Annotated in this window: 20 protein-coding genes; 7 read left to right on the forward strand and 13 right to left on the reverse strand. The window is 49.3% G+C overall.

Annotation, left to right across the window (positions count from 1 at the left end):
• Nucleotides 1-104 precede the first annotated feature (104 nt).
• The 4 genes from C5Y96_RS18870 to C5Y96_RS18885 all read left to right on the forward strand — a co-directional run bounded on the left by C5Y96_RS18870 (nucleotide 105) and on the right by C5Y96_RS18885 (nucleotide 2,476).
• Nucleotides 105-602: a DUF6933 domain-containing protein gene (locus C5Y96_RS18870; protein WP_105356515.1), complete on the forward strand. Its 498-nt coding sequence runs from the start codon at nucleotides 105-107 to the stop codon at nucleotides 600-602.
• Between the two features lie 29 nt (nucleotides 603-631).
• The gene (locus C5Y96_RS18875) at nucleotides 632-877 is read left to right on the forward strand and encodes a hypothetical protein (RefSeq protein WP_105356517.1); all 246 of its coding nucleotides are present in this window, start codon (nucleotides 632-634) and stop codon (nucleotides 875-877) included.
• A 319-nt stretch (nucleotides 878-1,196) separates the two neighbouring features.
• Entirely contained in the window at nucleotides 1,197-1,604 is a 408-nt protein-coding gene (locus tag C5Y96_RS18880) for a DUF6508 domain-containing protein (RefSeq protein ID WP_105356518.1), read from the forward strand.
• 155 nt (nucleotides 1,605-1,759) lie between these two features.
• On the forward strand, nucleotides 1,760-2,476 hold the full coding sequence (locus C5Y96_RS18885; RefSeq protein WP_105356519.1) for a hypothetical protein: 717 nt from the start codon (nucleotides 1,760-1,762) through the stop codon (nucleotides 2,474-2,476).
• Nucleotides 2,477-2,509: 33 nt separating this feature from the next.
• On the opposite strand, the gene C5Y96_RS18890 is transcribed toward C5Y96_RS18885, so the two are convergent.
• From C5Y96_RS18890 to C5Y96_RS18900, 3 genes are all read right to left on the reverse strand, one after another.
• Nucleotides 2,510-3,553, reverse strand: a complete 1,044-nt coding sequence (locus tag C5Y96_RS18890; RefSeq protein ID WP_105356520.1) for a DUF4917 family protein — start codon at nucleotides 3,551-3,553, stop codon at nucleotides 2,510-2,512.
• Nucleotides 3,554-3,907: 354 nt separating this feature from the next.
• Nucleotides 3,908-4,303, reverse strand: coding sequence for a hypothetical protein (locus tag C5Y96_RS18895; RefSeq protein ID WP_105356521.1), 396 nt, complete (start codon nucleotides 4,301-4,303; stop codon nucleotides 3,908-3,910).
• A complete protein-coding gene (locus C5Y96_RS18900; protein ID WP_105356522.1) occupies nucleotides 4,300-4,920 on the reverse strand; it encodes a recombinase family protein in 621 nt (206 codons plus the stop codon). Before C5Y96_RS18900 ends, C5Y96_RS18895 begins: the two co-directional genes overlap by 4 nt.
• A gap of 205 nt (nucleotides 4,921-5,125) precedes the next feature.
• Here C5Y96_RS18900 and C5Y96_RS18905 point away from each other — a divergent pair, with 205 nt between their 5' ends.
• Nucleotides 5,126-5,731 carry a hypothetical protein gene (locus C5Y96_RS18905; RefSeq protein WP_105356523.1) on the forward strand — a complete coding sequence of 202 codons (606 nt, stop codon included), beginning with the start codon at nucleotides 5,126-5,128 and terminating at the stop codon, nucleotides 5,729-5,731.
• 191 nt (nucleotides 5,732-5,922) lie between these two features.
• On the opposite strand, the gene C5Y96_RS18910 is transcribed toward C5Y96_RS18905, so the two are convergent.
• From C5Y96_RS18910 to C5Y96_RS18955, 10 genes are all read right to left on the reverse strand, one after another.
• A complete protein-coding gene (locus tag C5Y96_RS18910; protein WP_105356524.1) occupies nucleotides 5,923-6,168 on the reverse strand; it encodes a hypothetical protein in 246 nt (81 codons plus the stop codon).
• A 53-nt stretch (nucleotides 6,169-6,221) separates the two neighbouring features.
• Entirely contained in the window at nucleotides 6,222-6,653 is a 432-nt protein-coding gene (locus tag C5Y96_RS18915) for a hypothetical protein (RefSeq protein ID WP_105356525.1), read from the reverse strand.
• Between the two features lie 93 nt (nucleotides 6,654-6,746).
• A complete protein-coding gene (locus C5Y96_RS18920) occupies nucleotides 6,747-6,971 on the reverse strand; it encodes a hypothetical protein (protein WP_105356527.1) in 225 nt (74 codons plus the stop codon).
• 53 nt (nucleotides 6,972-7,024) lie between these two features.
• Nucleotides 7,025-7,312 carry a hypothetical protein gene (locus tag C5Y96_RS18925; protein WP_105356529.1) on the reverse strand — a complete coding sequence of 96 codons (288 nt, stop codon included), beginning with the start codon at nucleotides 7,310-7,312 and terminating at the stop codon, nucleotides 7,025-7,027.
• Between the two features lie 50 nt (nucleotides 7,313-7,362).
• The gene (locus tag C5Y96_RS18930) at nucleotides 7,363-7,767 is read right to left on the reverse strand and encodes a hypothetical protein (protein WP_105356531.1); all 405 of its coding nucleotides are present in this window, start codon (nucleotides 7,765-7,767) and stop codon (nucleotides 7,363-7,365) included.
• Nucleotides 7,768-7,819: 52 nt separating this feature from the next.
• On the reverse strand, nucleotides 7,820-8,737 hold the full coding sequence (locus C5Y96_RS18935) for a hypothetical protein (RefSeq protein ID WP_146115720.1): 918 nt from the start codon (nucleotides 8,735-8,737) through the stop codon (nucleotides 7,820-7,822).
• Between the two features lie 45 nt (nucleotides 8,738-8,782).
• Complete coding sequence (locus C5Y96_RS18940; RefSeq protein WP_105356535.1) at nucleotides 8,783-9,400, reverse strand: hypothetical protein; 618 nt, start codon at nucleotides 9,398-9,400, stop codon at nucleotides 8,783-8,785.
• A 64-nt stretch (nucleotides 9,401-9,464) separates the two neighbouring features.
• Nucleotides 9,465-9,809, reverse strand: a complete 345-nt coding sequence (locus C5Y96_RS18945) for a hypothetical protein (RefSeq protein ID WP_105356537.1) — start codon at nucleotides 9,807-9,809, stop codon at nucleotides 9,465-9,467.
• A 221-nt stretch (nucleotides 9,810-10,030) separates the two neighbouring features.
• Nucleotides 10,031-10,966, reverse strand: a complete 936-nt coding sequence (locus C5Y96_RS18950; RefSeq protein WP_158261318.1) for an ArdC family protein — start codon at nucleotides 10,964-10,966, stop codon at nucleotides 10,031-10,033.
• Between the two features lie 871 nt (nucleotides 10,967-11,837).
• Nucleotides 11,838-15,851, reverse strand: coding sequence for a P-loop NTPase fold protein (locus C5Y96_RS18955; RefSeq protein WP_105356541.1), 4,014 nt, complete (start codon nucleotides 15,849-15,851; stop codon nucleotides 11,838-11,840).
• A 295-nt stretch (nucleotides 15,852-16,146) separates the two neighbouring features.
• On the opposite strand from C5Y96_RS18955, the gene C5Y96_RS18960 reads away from it, so the two are divergent.
• Nucleotides 16,147-16,566 (forward strand): hypothetical protein, encoded by a 420-nt coding sequence (locus tag C5Y96_RS18960; protein WP_105356544.1) that lies wholly within the window; start codon nucleotides 16,147-16,149, stop codon nucleotides 16,564-16,566.
• Nucleotides 16,566-17,249, forward strand: coding sequence for a hypothetical protein (locus C5Y96_RS27120; protein WP_146115721.1), 684 nt, complete (start codon nucleotides 16,566-16,568; stop codon nucleotides 17,247-17,249). Before C5Y96_RS18960 ends, C5Y96_RS27120 begins: the two co-directional genes overlap by 1 nt.
• Nucleotides 17,250-17,340: the final 91 nt, after the last annotated feature.

The raw sequence follows: 17,340 nt of genomic DNA on the forward strand, positions 1-17,340 counted from the left end.
TTCATGGGACGCAATTCAAAGCTTGAGCCTACCTTCCGCCAAGCGGAAATTGGTAGAATGCAACCAAGCGTTTTGAGGAATTCCTATCATCAAAGTTGCCTCACATGATCGTTCGCCTGACCCAAAAGCTGGGAAAGAAAATCCACGTTTCGCCAACCAAGTCTTATCCTCTCGACTCCAATCCCTTGGCCGATTGGAGTGCCCACCTTTTCACGGTTGCTCGGACACAATACATCCTCGTTACCAACACCGCCTCGCTCTACTCGGCGGTGCTTTATGGTCGTGGAATTTCGGATGACATGCGTTTTCTGGACAGGATGCTAAGTACGATCCGAGAAGTCATGGAAGAGGATGGATTGAGCCTTGTGTACCAGAAACTTGTCGCTCCCTCGTCGGCAACAGTTGTCTTTTCAAAGGCGTTCAGCCGTTCTATCACGGGTTCGATGAATGACCATATCTTGGCATCCAAGCTATTTCTGGGGGAAGTCGATCTCTCGCTGCATGAAACGTCCTTCAAGCTGAACAGTACGCCGTTGTCGGCGATCGAATATGGCAGCCCACGGAACGCAATGCAGGTTCTTTGTACGGATTTGTTGGGGTAACAATAGGGTAGCTGGACAACAAGACAAAAATGAGTTGCGCTACCTTCGCAGAACTGAAAGTCGGCAAACCATCAAGGATCAACGACTTTGACACCATTCTTCATCGAGAAGAAGATTATCTTGTCTACATCGACAAGGACGGCAACGAAAATCGCTGTCAAATTCTCATGGCGACGGAAGAAGGAGACCTGTTGCAATTCATTTGTGCAAGCCATGGCCAAGAGACATCACGACACAGCGTGACTGGCACCGATGGGATAATAGAATTCGAGTGAGATCAAATCGTGATCTGATTGTTATTTGGCCGTCGAGAGCAATTTCTCTGGCGGCTTTTTCATTTTCAGGAAATGAAAATCCGCTCAGTATTTCTAAGTCAATCTTGGAGACAATACTCGCCGGAAATTTTGCGAAGCTTTTTGACTGAATAACTCTTAGGATGGCCACTGTGTCCACTCGTTTTGACGCATTACAACTTTTGCAACCAAAACAACGCCGCTGCCAATCAACTCACTAGCTTTGAAGTCCTTCGGGTGCTTATGCTTAAACTGTCCGACGAACTACCAATTCACTTTCACTTCGGAGTTGGCCGACTCCATGCTCGAAAAGCCGACCATTGAACAGATCGATGCGATTCTTCCCTACTTGGATCACTTCGAACAAGACGGCTTTGTCGCCGGGACTCACGAAAAGGATTCTGCAACTGGCTACCCCTATTTTCGGCGAAGCGACATCGTGCAAGATTTTGTTCAGGCCCTCTACGATAACGACTGGGTAACTCCCAAGTTTGACTGGACAGAGTGGAAGGACTCGGAACTCTACATCAAGCATCCCGAAAGTTTGCGATCCGTTGATTCGATCACTGTGGTAAAACTGTTCACGACGCACGTGCGAGGGGATCGATTTTGCGAAGGCCATCTCGCCGCCATGTTCGAGAGTGGACACATTCTGGCGATACTTCAGAGACTTCGGGAAATACGTGAAGAGATGACCAAATTGGGTTAGTTTGTGTTTTCGTGAAAGAATCTTTCGTTTGCCTGTGAACAATGACGTGCCCACCCATCTCCTTATTGTCAATCAATCACGATTTTTGCGGTGAGCGACATATTTAGATTCGCAAGTTTGCTCACGCTGAAGCGAGAAAGCGTTGAGTTCAGAAAATGGATGATGAAGCCACATTTGAGGTACTGGTAAAGCCGCTAATGATTCTGTCTCTTGATGAGATCGCAAAGCGACAAACCGACTGCACGCAAGACAGCGAACTGTCCTTAGAACTCCTTGGCGATATAGTCAAAGATTCCGACACTCTCGAAACAATTCGATCCCGATACAGAAAAGCCTCAAAGCAACTCGATAGACTGGGGCTTGTACCAAATCATCCAACGATTATTAACCACGTGTTGCGGCCACTCATCGAAGCAAGAAACTGCTTCATCCTTAAAATGCCGGTGGCATGTATTGCACAAGCAGGTCTCGTTGGAGAGATGGTTGCCTTGTGGCGATTTGAAATGCTTAAAACGGAAATCGGCGGCAAGCCTCTTAATAAAGATCGGCAGAAGCTCTTGTTCGGAAGAAGTTTCGATAAAATGGGACAGGATCAACGAGTCAAAGTGCTCGAAGGCCTCGACGATGTGGATGCTGATTTGGCAAGCAAGTTCACCGAACTTCGGGGACTACGAAGACAGTATCTTCACTTTTTGATTGAAGACGAGTCGGCCTTGGAAACTGATTCGCTGAAGGCTTTAAAGCTTGCGAGCGAACTCATAGTCGTGACTCTAGGGATCACAATTACTGATGGCCGAATCCAACTTCCGCTAAAGATTGCGCACTATGTCCGCAGTCTGTTTCGGTTCGATTCTGAGGAGCCGAAGGATTAACTTGATCGCCCTTGCATTCCAATTCCCTCGCCCTTACTGCGCATCCTCAAAGTCTCGATTCCAGACAAATGCTGATTCAGCGTTAAAGTATCGAACGGTCAACGCTGATCTGGATGAGACCGCTTTACGCCCATCCTCGATCTTTTTGATTGCGGCTTGTGTCCTAAGATTGCTGACCGAATCTGCCTCTCCATATAGGCCGACGTATAGTCGTTTGATCCCTAAGTTTGCCGCAATGGCGTCAGAAATATGGTCATCGCTTTCGCCGAATGAGAGGCCATAGGTTACAAGCGTTCCTTCTGCCTGCTGAAACTGACGAAAGCCAATCGACAAGTACATACTTGTACGAATCTGACGCAACTTTTCTTTGGCAGTACCCTCAGCTACAAACAAAGGATACTCTGACTGCCGAATTCCGTCACAAATTACCTCCAGAAGCGGACGCCGCTGAAAGTGGAAACGGTGCTTTCTCGTTTCCCCGTCCACGGTGTAGAGATGCAATGCTCCATGAAGATGATATACCCAGCCTTTCTGGTCTCTTGGTTGTGACAGGACTAAATACGGTGGATTATCGTTTTGGCCATTTGGGAAACCAAATCCGTCAACCTTGGTTGGCTTACTGAATTGGCACACCCAGTAAAGGAGCAAGTCATAGTTAAGGGAATAGATGTCGTGGTAGGCCCCAAGAAACTGACAGCAACTCTTCTTTCTTGGCTCGTCAAGCCAATAGTGATTTGCAGGATGTGTTGAAGTAATGGCGGCAATCAAAGACTCTCGTACTTTCTGAAGGTCTTCAGTGAGTAGATTCCCCTGATCCCGAGCAAGAATTCCATAATGGCACGCTATCCACTGCGAGTCTTCTAGCAATCGCATGACCGCTTCGAAGTTGGTCGTACCGAAATGCTCAAACAACGCAGCAGCAGTGCTTGGCATCCCCTGTTCCACTGCGAGTCGATACAGACTGTCATATCGGAAACCGTCATGAATTGCGCAGCTAAATCCGTTGCCGAGTAACAACGAAGCCCTTTGTCCATCGATCTCGGAAAGCACATCGTCGTAGTGAAGAAACTCCTTCATTCTCAGGTGCCGCCCCTTACTACGAAAAAGAAAAACTCAGCCCAGTATTTTTGGCCTTGGACCCTTGAAGATAACTTTAAACGAGTCTTTGGCAATCAGGTATTCCGGGCATTTCACTTTTTGCAACAAAGGCTGCGCAAGCGTTTCGATTCGGCAGAGCGAGCACACATACAAAGAAACACCTGCTATACGGCAATAGCCCATCTCTCGGGAATAAGCATGTACCCTTTTTGATCGCAAATTCTCCATTTCAATTTTTGTAACACACTTGCCCCCTCCGCCGATAAACTCAGTAAATCGGTCGAACTAACCACCTCTCCGAGATTGATGCGGGTGTTCTTGGATTCGAACGAATCACACCTGCCTTCCGGTCCTATCGCTATACAGCCAACGGTTCACATCGAAGTCAAAGTTGCCGCCGTTCCGAATCTTGAAGACGTTGACCTGATGTGGAACGTGCTGGATCGCTTCATCCTGATCGTCGAAGTAAATCAGGATGCCGAGCCTATGAATCACGTCTGCTTTGGCTTCGAGCGATGTCACCAATACAAGCTCATCGTAACGAATGCCGAACTCAGCAAGTCGTTGCTCGGCTTTCGTTCGGTCATCACGAAATGTGATGATGAAAACCCTGCCCGGCCACCGATGCGAGAGCAGTCGGAAGAAGGTTGGTGCCTCGTCAATCGTTCCATCAAGGTCGATGCCTATGGACGGGGACGGAATCGAGTTTGGCCAGTAGGAGTTTGTCATAACTTAGATGTAGGTGTGATTGGATCAACCTCCTTCAGTACACGGTAGATAGTCGGCCTTGAAAGTCCAGTCACTCTGGCGATCTGAGCAATGGGCTTGCCACCAGACTGCAATTCGTGGATCGCATTTACTTGATCGTCAGTGACTTTCCATCGCCATCCTTTCCTGCTTCCTCCCCACTTCTTGCCTTTGCGGCGAGCAACGGCTTGCCCTGCGGCAACACGCTCCGCTCTGATTTCCGTCTCATACTCTGCGACTGAGGCAAGGATGCGGGCATGTAAACGACCGGCAGGTGAAGAAAGATTGAATCCATCCTTTAGGCTCACAAGATCGACCTGTCGCTCCTGAAGCTCATCAAAGAGATCGCATAGGCCCTTGGTGGTTCGTCCCAGCCGGTCTAAACGCCAAACGACGATCCGCTCCAGCTTCCCGAGCCGCAGAGCATCCATCAACTTGGACATTCCGGGGCGATCCATCGTTCGGCCCGAAAAAGTGTCCTCGTACCAGATGACCTTGCTGTCGTTCGAGGCAACCCAGCGTTCGAGGTCAGGCATTTGGCTTGCGTGGCGTTGGTCCCGAGTTGACACTCTACAGTAGATGGCAGTGTCTTTCGACATAATGGCTCCCCGCTGGCTTTGTTCGTCGTACTGTTCGAGCAAGTTGCGGGTGTAAACAGTCTTTTAGAGGCAAGCCGTTACATTGCGAGGGAAGGAAAGCATTGACGTTTATTGGCTGAAATCACCGTTGTTCTGTAGACTAGTGACAATTTACACTTTCACGTTCTCAGAGAATCTTTCGGAAACTGTGAAAGTGAGAATCGGAATGAGCAGTGGCTTCCTGTCGTTCGTCAAAGAATGCCTGACCAATATGGCACCGGAGAACATTTCCTTGTCACGGGTAAACTATGGAGAATTACGCTATCTCGAAGCCAAGATGCCAACGTTGGAGAATCAGAAAATTCAGGAACGCCCCCTCGCCTATGAGTTCTACCATCAGGCTCGATGTCGCTGGGGCAATGAAACGTGGCCAGAGGGGAAGAAGTTTGTGATACAAGCAGAAGTCAATAAATGCTATCAAGACATTCGCAATCTCAATAAATGTCCCGACTTTCTGATTCACCGTAAGACAAGCAAAATGGGGGCAAACTTTGCGGTACTCGAATTCAAAATGACAACGAACCCACTTCGAAGTATCCGGGAGGATATTGAGAAACTAGCATCGTTTGGTGATATCCTTGGCTACAAATTCTTGATTGAAGTTCTCGTCGGAAATTCCCGTGCAGTGAAGTCTCATTGCACAAGAGCACGCAAACACTTCGGCCTTCGTCCAGATGTACATCCACAGACGGTCTTGGTCCTCGGTTTCGATCCGCAACAGCGTGAGATTGTCCACGAGGAATCTATTTCGGTGTCCTTGCAGAGCGTCTAGTGAGTGTTACTTTCGCCAAGCTTGCTTTGTTCCCTTGGCAAAATAGTTCCTCCACTACCGGAGGCTTTTGGGACGCTTGGAGAATTTTTGCAATGGGTTGTGGTTTTGTCGATTCAAGGTCTTGTCTCCCATCGTTCAAGTTAGCGGGTGTGATGGGCATCCTCCATGACGCCCACAGCACGCTTGACTGACTACTCCGGTTGGAATCCGTAGTAGAGGCGAGGATTGTGCTGAAACATGATGTTTCCCTTCACTCCATCGGATCGGCGGCGGACAACACAATAGGGAGCCAGAAACCCGAGAACTTCAAAATCCCGCTGAAGTTCCGACGTATTCCATACCTCGCCATGCTTGGCGGCAACATATTCACGACTGCCGGGTTTGGCGTTGATCTCGGCGACTTGTTGGCGGCGGATGGATTCGGTTGAGTCAGTCATGTCGATCTCCGAATGAAAAGGCAATGTGTTGGAACAAGCAGATTGCGGGTGTGTCATACATGAGACATCTGCGACCGCTTTCGCCGTCGCTTTTCCCGTTGATTTTCGTGGTGTTGTCTCACGAGTTCTCGCCATTCGACGTTCCCGCCGTACTGTTCGAGCGGTACGAGATCGAGGTACTTCTGAGGACATGAGTAGTAATAGGGAAGCATAGATTCCTCCATGTCCTTGTAGCCCCACTCGCCGCTGTGGTATCGAATCAAGTCACAACTGATCCATCGCTGATCCGGTTCAACAGGCTTGCCGTCACTCGTGAATTTGCGTTTCCATACTGCCCAAAGGACGCCGGAGAAGCGACCGCCTCGGAAACAGTGAGCGAGGCAGGTCGTCGTGATCGTGATACCGTTGTTTTCACGTTCCCAAGATTCAACTCGTTGCTGAATGAGTTGCTTGCGAGAACTGACGTATGGATAGGTCCAGCCCATGAAGAATCTCTCCAAGAAATGAAGAAACCGATGCGAGAAGTCACCGTGACTTCCCGCATCGGCTTAGCGGGTGCTGAGATCGAATGAGAAGAACTAGATGATGAACCCATCGTCGCCGAAGTAGCCGAAATACTCGTCGGCTTGCTCGAAGTCCTCTAGCTCCTGTTGGGCGAGGATGTCGTCCCAAGGCTCTTCAAAGTCGTACTCATGAACGTCTTCGGGAAAGTCGTCGTATTCCTCGGAATTGAGTTCGTCGAGGATGTCGCCATAACCGCCGTTAATGTGATCTTCCATGAATTGATCGAGAAAGTCGTCCATTTGCTGTCTCCAAAGTAAGGGTGTGAATTGAACAAACGGATGGCGGGTGTTGTTCAATATTCCTCTGGCAACAGTATGCAAGTGGACGAGCGATCTGCCTCGGTGATGACATAGAGCTTCGTGCCATCTTTCAAGTGGTAGGCGGAGAGAACTCTCGCTCCATCTTTAAGAGCAATCTCATTGGCTTCAGAATCTTCCTCACAAACATCTCCCCAGTCGCCTTTGCCGTGGCGACCAATTAGTTCGTGAGGCGCAGTTCCCGTTCTCTCCATTGCTTCCAATGCACCCGGCGTTGCCACAACTGTGCCTATGCGAAATCGAGGTCGAACTGAATCGATCATGACCGAACTCCAGATGAATACTTGTTGGATAGATGACTGACTGGCGGGTGTTAGACTTCGAGCCAATCATTCATCTCGGTTGGCTCGACTCCTTCGCTTGGTAGATGATCGCCGTGGTAGCGACATTTGAATGGCTGGTTGCTTCCTTCGGTCCCGTAGATCATCAGGTGATCGAGGTCGAGAACCTGACCAGATGGGCCATAGTGGCAGGATTCGAGGTCGTAGTCCCCGAGGTCTTCAGGCAGGACAACAATGTGGTGGCCATGTTCTTCACTCTCAGCCAGTTCGTCTATCACGCCGCAAACGCTGTCGGCTTCCACAATCAAATACAATGGAAAGTAGGAGCCGCCGATCTCGACGATCCACGTCTTTCCAAACCAGTCGCCCGGATTGACGACCGGAAGATTCTTCAGAAGCAATCCATTGAACGTGGCGGTAGCAGTGATCTGGGGCATTTGAAATATCCCTAATAGATTGAGTTGGTTCGTTCTGTCAGAGATGCGGGTGTTATCCCGCTTCTGCCTCAGATCGATGCCGGGACAAAACTCGATAGAAGCTCGCTCGGGATTTCCCTGTTTTGCCACACCAATATTCCTGCTGATCGCCAACCGAGTCTGGATGCTTGCGAACTGCGTCCCTCAACACCTTGGCGTCCACACTTTTGTTGTCGAGTCTCTTGGTGGCGACTTGCTTCCGACCAAGGGACTGCAATTGGCTCTTAATCATTGGTCGCCAGTCGATATTCTCGTCTCGGGCATACTTCAGCTTTCTTAAACTTGGTCCCAGTAAACGAAGTGATAACTGCCGATCTTCGGCGTGCTGCTCGATGAAGTCGATCACCGACTCCGCTTCATCGAGTGTCACCCCCTGAAAGCCGTTGGCGGCAATCGTCCGCATCATCTCGATCACTTCGAGATTCGTGGCCGACAATTCGAATTGATCGCAACGAGACAGAACCGCCTTGAAAGCGTCGTTTTTCATCGGCAGTACATTGGCGGCAAAAATACAACGAGATGTGAACTCAAAGCTCTGCGGCAAGTTGTCAGGCATCTGACTTGAACCGTAGGTGACAACCCTCGGATTCCCCCACAATGCAGAACGAAGCAAGCCGAGGTGAGCCATGTTGGAGAACATGCTGTCCACGTCATCGAAAAAGATCACTTCGTCATCTCGGTGGGTGAAAAGCGTGCTGTACAGAGCGAGCGGCGTGATATGGCTGTTAATTAAGACCGGTTCAATCCCAACTTCACCAAGCGTTTCGAGGATGATCTTGGATTTCCCCAAACCGCCAGTTGCTCCAAATACGAACAAAGCATGGCTCATTTTACGAGCCAACAGCCGGACGTGATGCGACAGAAGTTGCTGACGTTGTTCCAAGGCAGTCATGGTTTGAGAAACTGGAAAGTTGGAATCTTGGAAATCCATAATTGGCTCCTTGTTGGTTCGTTCGTTGCTTCCCATTTGCGGGTGTCATGTGGCTGGTTCCGTGCAGACGTAATCCAGTGCATCGAAAGCTCTTCGCAGAGCTTCCTCGCTCGGATAGCCGCCTTGGTCGTCTCGATTTTCGATCTCTCCTGATTCGTTTTCCGACAACCAGTGGTACGCCCCCCACTCCCAACCCTCGGGCAGTTCGTAATCATCCTTCAGCCGCCATGCGGCATTGGTGATGTTTTCGATGACGGCATCGAGTTCTCGCTCCGAGTAATCTTCCTCGTCGAGGATCGGATAGGTCGCCATCCGCTCAGCCAGACGGTGGTAGGCACGAAAGGCTTCGGTGATCTGGTTACGGGTGTCGTAAACTCGGATCGAAAAGCCATCGATGTAACCCACCACCCAGTGGTTGTGGCTCTCCATCACAACTGTTGGAATGTCGTCATCCGTGTACGGTGCGAGAGCCTTGGAGATGATGGATGCATTGCTTTGATCGAGCAAACCGCTGTCTCGGTAGTGTGTGTAAATAGTCGCCCAGTTTTCTGGATCATCGATTTCACTCTCCCGATACCAACCGAAGCACTCGAATCGCTTCCAGTTGCCAGCGGCTTGTTTTGCCGCATCCTCAAGGTCATGTTCACCAAATCGATTGCCCATGTTTGTCTCCATCAGGTTGCGTTCTGTTGACGGGACGATTGCGGGTGTTGGCTAAATTATTGTCCTATCGTTTTCGCCGCTTTCTGTTTTCGATTCTTAGCTGCTCTAGGGGCGATTCGGCGAGCAATTCTGCTACCTTGTCTGGCATCACGTCACCTGCACGATATGGTAGCCGTAGCGAACAGCTTTCACTCATCTGGGCGAGCAGAAGAAGGACGTACTGCGTGGCGATCTCCGACGCCATGGGCCAATGATTGTGGTAGTAGCTGCGTGCAATTGCATCGGCCCATAGCCAAGCTGCCAGCCATGCTTCCCCTCTCGGACGAATCCCGCATCGCCACAGGTGCGAGCGAACGTCTTTGACGAGTCGTCGCTTTGGCAATCCGGGAAGGTATCGATCATCTGCCATACATCCGCTCCTTTAGATTGAGAAAGACCGAGCAAGGCAAAGCAGGTGATCCACGAGGGCTTCGAGACTTCGCAATTTTCCGTTGGGTGGTCGCTCGGCTGCTGGCCAGTTCAGCAAAGCGGTCCAACTGGATTGTTCGGTGTCGAAACTGAGGCCCTCGTTAGTTCACCTACCTATGCCACTGCTCGGCTGTCCCGATCAGGACGAAAGACTTGCGGGTGTTAAACCGTCGCCTCTTCGGAGACGGCTTCGGCTGGCTCTTGAGAAAACGACAGGATGTAGTCGGTCGCTTTGGATGCTTGGCTCGTTGCCCTGAAGATGAATCCGGCATCCTGCTTCATCGCTGAAAGCCACGACTTTAGGTAGGAGGCGTGATTTTCGATTCGATCAGCCATCGGCACACCGAGTTCGCCGCAGAGGTAACAGGCTCCGATCTCAGCGATCAATTCGCCAAGTGGATACGCATGGTCGCCCTTAGTAGTACGATCCCAGTTGAGACGTTCCTTATGCTCAGTCCAGTGGACCAGTTCGTGCAGAATTGTTTCGTAGAAGTCTGAACCGTTGAACTGTTCTCGGCGAGGCACCTGAATGTGGTCAGAAAGTGGATCGTAGAACGCTTTATTTCCACCGAACCGAATATCGGCTTCCGTAGCGGCGATTGCGGCATCGGCACGCTCGAAGGTTTCGATATCACCACTACGGGTGTCGTCGCCGATTCCTACTCGCAAGTAGTCCAGATGATCGCCTTCGATCTGATCGATGTTGAAAACTGTGTACGTTTTCAGCATGAAGAACTTGTCTTCGACTTCTTCACCTTTGTCGTCGATCTTGGTTTTACTGATCGGAGCACAGAAGACGATCTTCGTCCCCCACTGCCCCGAAGGAACATCCTTGGGACGACGCATCACCTTGCCACCGAGATTGTCCCACTTTTTGAAGGTTGCCCACCAACGAGACTGGAGATTGTGACGTTCGGACGCCAGCGTCAAAAGAAGCGGATTGACGCCAGAATAGCTACGCTGACTCGACACGTTTCGGGGAAAACCTGCGTTGGCATCATTCGCCCACGGCTTTCTCCAAGGCGGAAGGTTGCCACTTTCAAGTGCTTCGATGATGCGGTTGGTGATCTCGGTGCGAATTTGGCTGTTTTTGGACATCGCCGTCTCCATGGGTGATTGGTTGACGGTGACGTTGCGGGTGTCGAGTGATACCGAACTAGGCGTGGAGAATAGATTTCATGAGATTTGCGACGAGGAGAAGCGGGATTGAGATTAGCAATAATGAGATCGCTGAATTGAGAGTGGAAACATGAAGAGGGGATCACAACCTAAGTCGAGTCGTGCCTGATTGTTCCGATGTAGCACAGGCATTGTTCTGAAGAAGAAGTCTCAATTTTCAGCGAGACCGGCATTCAGAATCGCTCGGGTACGAATTGGTCGCAACACCCGCGTGGAAAAGCAACTTCATCAACGTTTTAGTAAGTATCTTAGAAGACAATTTCTAAAACTCTCTCCAGTTTCGATCTCCAAGTGCTTTTGATACAACCAATCCTCTCCACCCAAGGCCCATGGTTCCTCGCTAATTAGACGGAGAGAATCATGCCACTCGGATTGACGACTTACGATGACCTTTTCTGAAATTCCGGGAAACTGATCTGCAGTAATATCAATACTAATTCCGTCTAAAACCATCCAGACATGTCTATCGAATCCTTTGCCATATTCTCGTACGTCGGCACACCTTCTCTGCATCTGACGGTACCCTTGCGAGTAAAGCCACAGAAACAGATATGGAGCGTCACAACAGTTGCTCGGCCAGTGATGAATAAATAACAATGGCTTGGGATCGACATGATTCAGTTTTGCTTGTTCAATCGCGTCTCTTAGTTGAACGACATATCCTCTCAACTCGTGTTCGCAAACGTTCTTTCGGGATTCCACAATGAGCACGCCTTTGTCAAATACAGTTTATGAACTTATTGATCACTCGAATTGCGAAACATGGGAAGACTTTTAACGCGCGTTCTCGCTACATGCGTTTTAAATGCCGAGAGCGAGGAAACTCTTCCTTCAGGAGATCAAGAGCCTCTTCCGTTACGCCCCCCAAATCCGGAAGGTCCTTTAAAACCTCATCAACTTTCAGCGACTTAACCCACTTTAATAATCGCCTCTTAATCTCTATCGAATCGGAAGACAAATAGGAATTCAAAAGCGATTTTCCAAGGTCGTATTTTTCGGCCTTACTGGAAAATAGCTCTGCCAGCCTCAATTGAGAATCGACAACGGTGTTTGCTGTCTGAGGAGAGTCTTCGAAGCCAAGCACTTTGGGAATGAGAGACAAGACAAATTCATGTCCCAAATAATTTCTGCGTTCATCAACTTGAAGCCAAAGTCGCCTTCTTTGCTCGTCCGTCAGTTCGTCATTAAACGTTTGCGCGATAACGTCCGCTTGCTTATCGCCATTTGCATCGAGCCATAACTTCAACCCGAGATCGGAATATTCAGATGAGTTATCCGGCTGTCGTTGAAGAATAGCTTTCGCTGTCCTAAAGCAATCATTGAGATCTGATTTGTCTGCCAATAGCGACCAAACGTCTTCTAGCTTCTTCAAATCATCTTCTGACTCAACCTCAACGCTTGCTATCAAAGATGCTACACTTTCTGCCGTCGGCACGAAGGGGATTTTCCCGAGAATCTCAACTACTACATCGGAATCATTTGGCCATACTTTGCAGGACGCATCTGCCAATTTTGCCAATGCATCGGGAATCTCAACATTGAGTGTGCTAATTGAATAAAGCGACTTGAGCAGTTTTCCTGTACCTTCTGACCTTGGCGAATTGTTCGCGTCCTTTAATCCTTCATCGAAGAGTTGAATTGGGGCATAGGTCGCAGTTGAAGCACTGGGTTGGATCCAATGACCAATCATCTCTCCGTGAGCCCAACGAAAGAGTGATCGAGTCCCGCGAATCGAAGTGAACAGTTGTTGCAGCATATCGCCCGCTACAGCGGAATCAGCAAGATGCAAATGTGACGCTGCCACTGAGAACATTTTGTTCACATACTGATTGGGGTTGCTTGTACGATCCCTAAGCTGCGCGCAAAGATTTGTAACGTGCGAAACTAGTTGAGGAGACTGTAGTGAGTCTTCCGTAAAGGAATCCATTATCAACTCATATCGCTGAGCCTCCTCCTCGGAAATGTTCTCGTTGTTGACAAGAGTTGTGAGGCGTTTCACCGTTTGTTGACGTTGATGATCCGTCCAGTCCGACGAGAAGTGTGTGACAATCCAGTCAACACAATCATTGGGTAAATCCGTAAGAAGTCGTTGGATCCAATTTTCAACGATTGTCGCAGCCTCGCTAGAATCAATCTCTCGAAGAATGTTAATCATTTCGCAAGCGTGTCGGGCGCAAATGTCATGCCGTGACCATGCATCAACTAAACCAGCAAGTTCTTTTTGTGATTCGGTATCCAAGCTTGCTTGCCGGTTCTTAACCAGAGAAATGAGAGCGTCCCCTCCCGTTTCCCAATCAAGCGGCCAATTCTCATCATCCTCTGCGTCTTTTTGGAGTCGCGATGCAAGTGAGGTTACAAATCGCGACAAGTCATTATCGTCGGGTGCATCAGGGTGCTCTAGCATCGTGCTCCATGCAAGTTGCACGGCATTCTCGTTTCTAACGGAAGCCAACTGCGTTAGCTGCTGCCACAAGACAAATCGGCTATCTTGACCTTCCTCCCATAGCGAGTCAAAAACTCGCTTACTCTTTTCAAGCATTGCCTTGACTGGAAGATCGTCTAAAGCTTCGGCCTCCAACTGTTCTATCACAAGGCTTGTATAACGATCCTTCAGAGAAACTAGGAGTGTGCTGTCGTATTCAGTGACCCATTTCTCAAGGTCAGTGAACGACAAACTCCCCTCACGCCCATCAACGCCGACTCTGCGAATCTCTAACCAGCGAAGGAGTTGCTCATCGGTTGCTGGTGTCAAACCGTCAACGCTTCGTACCCAAAGTGCAAGTTCACTCGCATCACGTACCATTTGAAGGGCATCATCTAGTTGAGGTGCCTGACCGCTTTCTAGCCGGAATTCAGTATCGCCTTCAATTAAAAGCAAGTCAGCAACGATCTTGTCGGTAACGTCCCTTCGGTCATCTGAACTTAAAGGTGGAAGAATGTTCCGTATTTTTGGTATTCCCAATCGATTCCGTAATGCAGGAGAGTGCGATATTCTACGCGCCAACGGACTAAGCAAGTGGTGAGCCTCTCCTTCTGGAAGTCGATTAGCTAGTTGAGCGATACAAGCAGCGGCATTGTCGCGACGAACAGGGGTTTCCCTTTCAAGGTCATCAACCATGTCCTTAAGTAGCCGCACTTCTGCTACTGACAATGGTCTGTTATCAGCCTCGCGCCCCAGAATTCTCAACACCTCATCGCTGTCATCGGAGACAAAAGCCTCGTATAGAGGTACGGCCTTGTCACCGTGACTCCGAGTAATTGGATCTTGGGACAACTGAAGTAGCGGAAGCAAAGAATCCGGCCAGCGAAGCCCGGACAAACTGCTCAAAAACCTCTTCAATTGACGAAATTGTGGTAGCAATTCGCCGTCGGACATTGCGTAGTGGGATAGAATATTTCGGGTAGACTCCGGTTGTTCATTGAGAGGTTCACCTCGCACAAAAACTCCCGTAAATCGTTCCACCAAATAAGGCTCCTTTACGAGATGGTGAAAGAAATCGGGAAAGTCCACGCGTAACGCTGAAAGAGCAGCCAACGCCATAGGGTGATTTGTTACGGCCCCCTGCTGAAGCCCTCCAGCCAGCTCACTTCCGGGGCCAATCTTTTCTCGCTTCTTCGCAATCCACCAGCATTGCACGAACGAGTTCAGGATCTGAAGGCAATTCCGAGGACTTTCGACGCCAACATGAATCATGCGATCAATTACGTTTTCGAGCGGAACTCCTTGTTTTTGTAAATCGGAAATGATCTCCGGTACGTCCGATTTGAGGCGGTGCGTCGCAAATGCTCTTATATCGCGCTTCGGTAGCTCAGGGATCTCAAGACGAAACTGAAATATACGATCAAGGTATCTACGGGCGTCACTTCGGTTGAACACAGCCCCCGGCATATCCGTTGTTGTGGACTTACTTCTGTACAGTGCTTCAGCAATTCGATCTTCATCACAAGAGATCACGAATATGATTCCGATGCCCGTGTTTCCAATCGGGATTTCCATAAAAGTTCGGATTGCATCCAGACCGGCAACCATTTCCTCTGCCGAGAGTCGGTCAAGGTCATCAACGAAAACCACCAATCGTTCGCACTTTTTGCCTTTACCTTTCAGGACTACTCCTGCTTTGAAATTGGAAATCTGACCAATCAAAAGCTCTTCAAATTGTTCTGAACTTGAGCGGGGAGCATCGATACGCACGAGTGGCGTTGTACGAGCAAGGAGAGTCTTGTTGAGCTTGGGAAGCAATTCGATAAGTTTCCAACCAAGTACCGTGATTCCTCCCATCACAGAAGCGGAAGTCCATGGATTATCTAGGGAAAAGGCTTGGGCGATATAACTTCCAGCGACTGCAATTACTAGAGCTACGATCACCAACTGGATACAGGGCCACACAACTCGCTCATAGAACTCGGCCCAAACCTCTCCCCAGTTGAGTGGCTTTTTGACCGTTTCTTGCAAGGCATTAAACAGAGCATCATTTAATGCACCTCTATCACCACCCACTTCTAAATAGACGTGGCGCAAAAGAGCACGTTTTAGATTCTCACCTCCATATCGCCACGCATTGAATGTGACAGGGAAAATTCGTCCATTACCACCTCTATCTTTTAGCGTGGCAAGATAGATCGACTTTATCGAAGATTTGCCACTGCCCCATTTTCCAAGAAGCCCAATACTGAACGGTGGATGGTTGTCATTGGCCTCAATCAAGCTCTCAAGAGCCAGCGAAAAGTGACTGTGCCCAAACGCGTCATTGGACTGCGAATCAATCTCCCGATCCAAAATAGATGGCATCAACTCACGTGTCATGATGATTCTCTAATGTCTGCCGTAGTTGCCGATTCTTCCTGTAGATCCCAGCTTAACGTCTAGTCGACAATCATAGTGCCCCTTGGTAGCGTTTACCAATGCTATGCCGTTATTTTGAGGGAATCACACACCCTTGGAGGAATGCAGTGGAAAATCCGTCTCAAATACAGAAGTAGCGAACTACCTCACCATTTCTACAACTGACGAGATGCATTTTCGCGTGGTGCATGTGGACTTTGGGGAGATCGCAAATCTAAGATCACAGACACACACCGCCAGTCTGAGGAGTTATTGAATGTCAGCGGACAATTTGGACCACGAATCCGTGTACGATAAAACGCTCTCATTGCTTAATCGAATGGGGGAAGAAGAGTTAGCTACCAATATTCGCATAGCCGTTGCTCGCGGCGTGGTGCTTGCTGGAAGCGAAGGTTCGTCAGATAAATTTCTACGCCAGATGTCCGGGGAGGAGCGTCTCGCCGTGGCTCTTGAGCACCTCGTCTGTTCTCTGGAAACGCCCCTCGTTGTACAGGCGATTCGAGACACCTTTGACGTTAGTGAAGTAAAGTGGATGCCAGAAGACAATACAGTTGGCGTTGATAGAATCGACGTGCCGACGATGGAACAGGAAGAACGCAAGAAGCTTCAAACAGCCTTGCGGAAGGTCGTTGAGATTTCTGGGACGCTCAAACTCTCTATGCCGGAGATAGCATAATGGCTACGCTCAACGATCTGATGGATGCAATATCGACTCTTTTGGATCTACCTTCAGTTCCCGCTATCCTTCAGCTAAATAGCCCCTCGCGAGAACATGCATTTGAAGCGTATGTACTTTCATGCCTTGCAACAGCCGTGCGACAAGCTGGGGGTACAGCTATTATCCATGGTCGAATTTCAGGTCCGAATCCAGATCCCGCTGTTTTTCGTGGCGGGCACGGTAGACTTGGTTCAGATACTCAGGATTTTGCCTACGTTGTTTGTCATCTGGGCGAAAAACAATTTGAACTTCATGCAGACGTACAATACGTAGGTAGCTCTGAAGCGATCCATGAAGTGGATGTGTCGGTATACGACCATGCAGCAGCAGAAGTGATCAGACAGTCGCCAAGTTCATTTGCAGCAACTCGCAAGTTATATGGTGCAATTGAATGCAAGTTCTACGACTCGTCGCTAGGCACAGTGCTGGGGCGAACTTTCGTCGGCTTGGTTGCGGATTGTGGAACCCTTCAATTCAAGGCATTTGCTACCAACGGGCACGATTTAGGCTTAGCCCGCTACTTTGGCCACGGCCAGAGAGGAACTTCATTCTTTGGATTGTCTCCGATTCGGCATGACGTCGAACAGCGATTTATCGACTTTTTCGACCAGTCATTTCGGCAGTGGGCAAAAGTGGTATAGGAGTCAATTCTGTAGTCACCCAGCGGTTTTCATTAGATTCGCAAATGCGAAAAAGTGGTGTGAAGCATTGTCACTGCTGAAGAGTTCAACC

The organism is Blastopirellula marina (assembly GCF_002967715.1).
Taxonomy (GTDB): domain Bacteria; phylum Planctomycetota; class Planctomycetia; order Pirellulales; family Pirellulaceae; genus Bremerella; species Bremerella marina_B.

Coding starts and splice junctions, on each gene's coding strand:
- C5Y96_RS18925 (WP_105356529.1), bottom strand. CDS start 7,312: ATGATCGATTCAGTTCGACCTCGATTTCGCATAGGCACAGTTGTGGCA.
- C5Y96_RS18900 (WP_105356522.1), bottom strand. CDS start 4,920: ATGTCGAAAGACACTGCCATCTACTGTAGAGTGTCAACTCGGGACCAA.
- C5Y96_RS18950 (WP_158261318.1), bottom strand. CDS start 10,966: ATGTCCAAAAACAGCCAAATTCGCACCGAGATCACCAACCGCATCATC.
- C5Y96_RS18915 (WP_105356525.1), bottom strand. CDS start 6,653: ATGGGCTGGACCTATCCATACGTCAGTTCTCGCAAGCAACTCATTCAG.
- C5Y96_RS18870 (WP_105356515.1), top strand. CDS start 105: ATGATCGTTCGCCTGACCCAAAAGCTGGGAAAGAAAATCCACGTTTCG.
- C5Y96_RS18875 (WP_105356517.1), top strand. CDS start 632: ATGAGTTGCGCTACCTTCGCAGAACTGAAAGTCGGCAAACCATCAAGG.
- C5Y96_RS18905 (WP_105356523.1), top strand. CDS start 5,126: ATGAGCAGTGGCTTCCTGTCGTTCGTCAAAGAATGCCTGACCAATATG.
- C5Y96_RS18910 (WP_105356524.1), bottom strand. CDS start 6,168: ATGACTGACTCAACCGAATCCATCCGCCGCCAACAAGTCGCCGAGATC.
- C5Y96_RS18920 (WP_105356527.1), bottom strand. CDS start 6,971: ATGGACGACTTTCTCGATCAATTCATGGAAGATCACATTAACGGCGGT.
- C5Y96_RS18955 (WP_105356541.1), bottom strand. CDS start 15,851: ATGACACGTGAGTTGATGCCATCTATTTTGGATCGGGAGATTGATTCG.
- C5Y96_RS18960 (WP_105356544.1), top strand. CDS start 16,147: ATGTCAGCGGACAATTTGGACCACGAATCCGTGTACGATAAAACGCTC.
- C5Y96_RS18890 (WP_105356520.1), bottom strand. CDS start 3,553: ATGAAGGAGTTTCTTCACTACGACGATGTGCTTTCCGAGATCGATGGA.
- C5Y96_RS18885 (WP_105356519.1), top strand. CDS start 1,760: ATGGATGATGAAGCCACATTTGAGGTACTGGTAAAGCCGCTAATGATT.
- C5Y96_RS18940 (WP_105356535.1), bottom strand. CDS start 9,400: ATGGGCAATCGATTTGGTGAACATGACCTTGAGGATGCGGCAAAACAA.
- C5Y96_RS18880 (WP_105356518.1), top strand. CDS start 1,197: ATGCTCGAAAAGCCGACCATTGAACAGATCGATGCGATTCTTCCCTAC.
- C5Y96_RS18930 (WP_105356531.1), bottom strand. CDS start 7,767: ATGCCCCAGATCACTGCTACCGCCACGTTCAATGGATTGCTTCTGAAG.
- C5Y96_RS27120 (WP_146115721.1), top strand. CDS start 16,566: ATGGCTACGCTCAACGATCTGATGGATGCAATATCGACTCTTTTGGAT.
- C5Y96_RS18935 (WP_146115720.1), bottom strand. CDS start 8,737: ATGGATTTCCAAGATTCCAACTTTCCAGTTTCTCAAACCATGACTGCC.
- C5Y96_RS18895 (WP_105356521.1), bottom strand. CDS start 4,303: ATGACAAACTCCTACTGGCCAAACTCGATTCCGTCCCCGTCCATAGGC.
- C5Y96_RS18945 (WP_105356537.1), bottom strand. CDS start 9,809: ATGGCAGATGATCGATACCTTCCCGGATTGCCAAAGCGACGACTCGTC.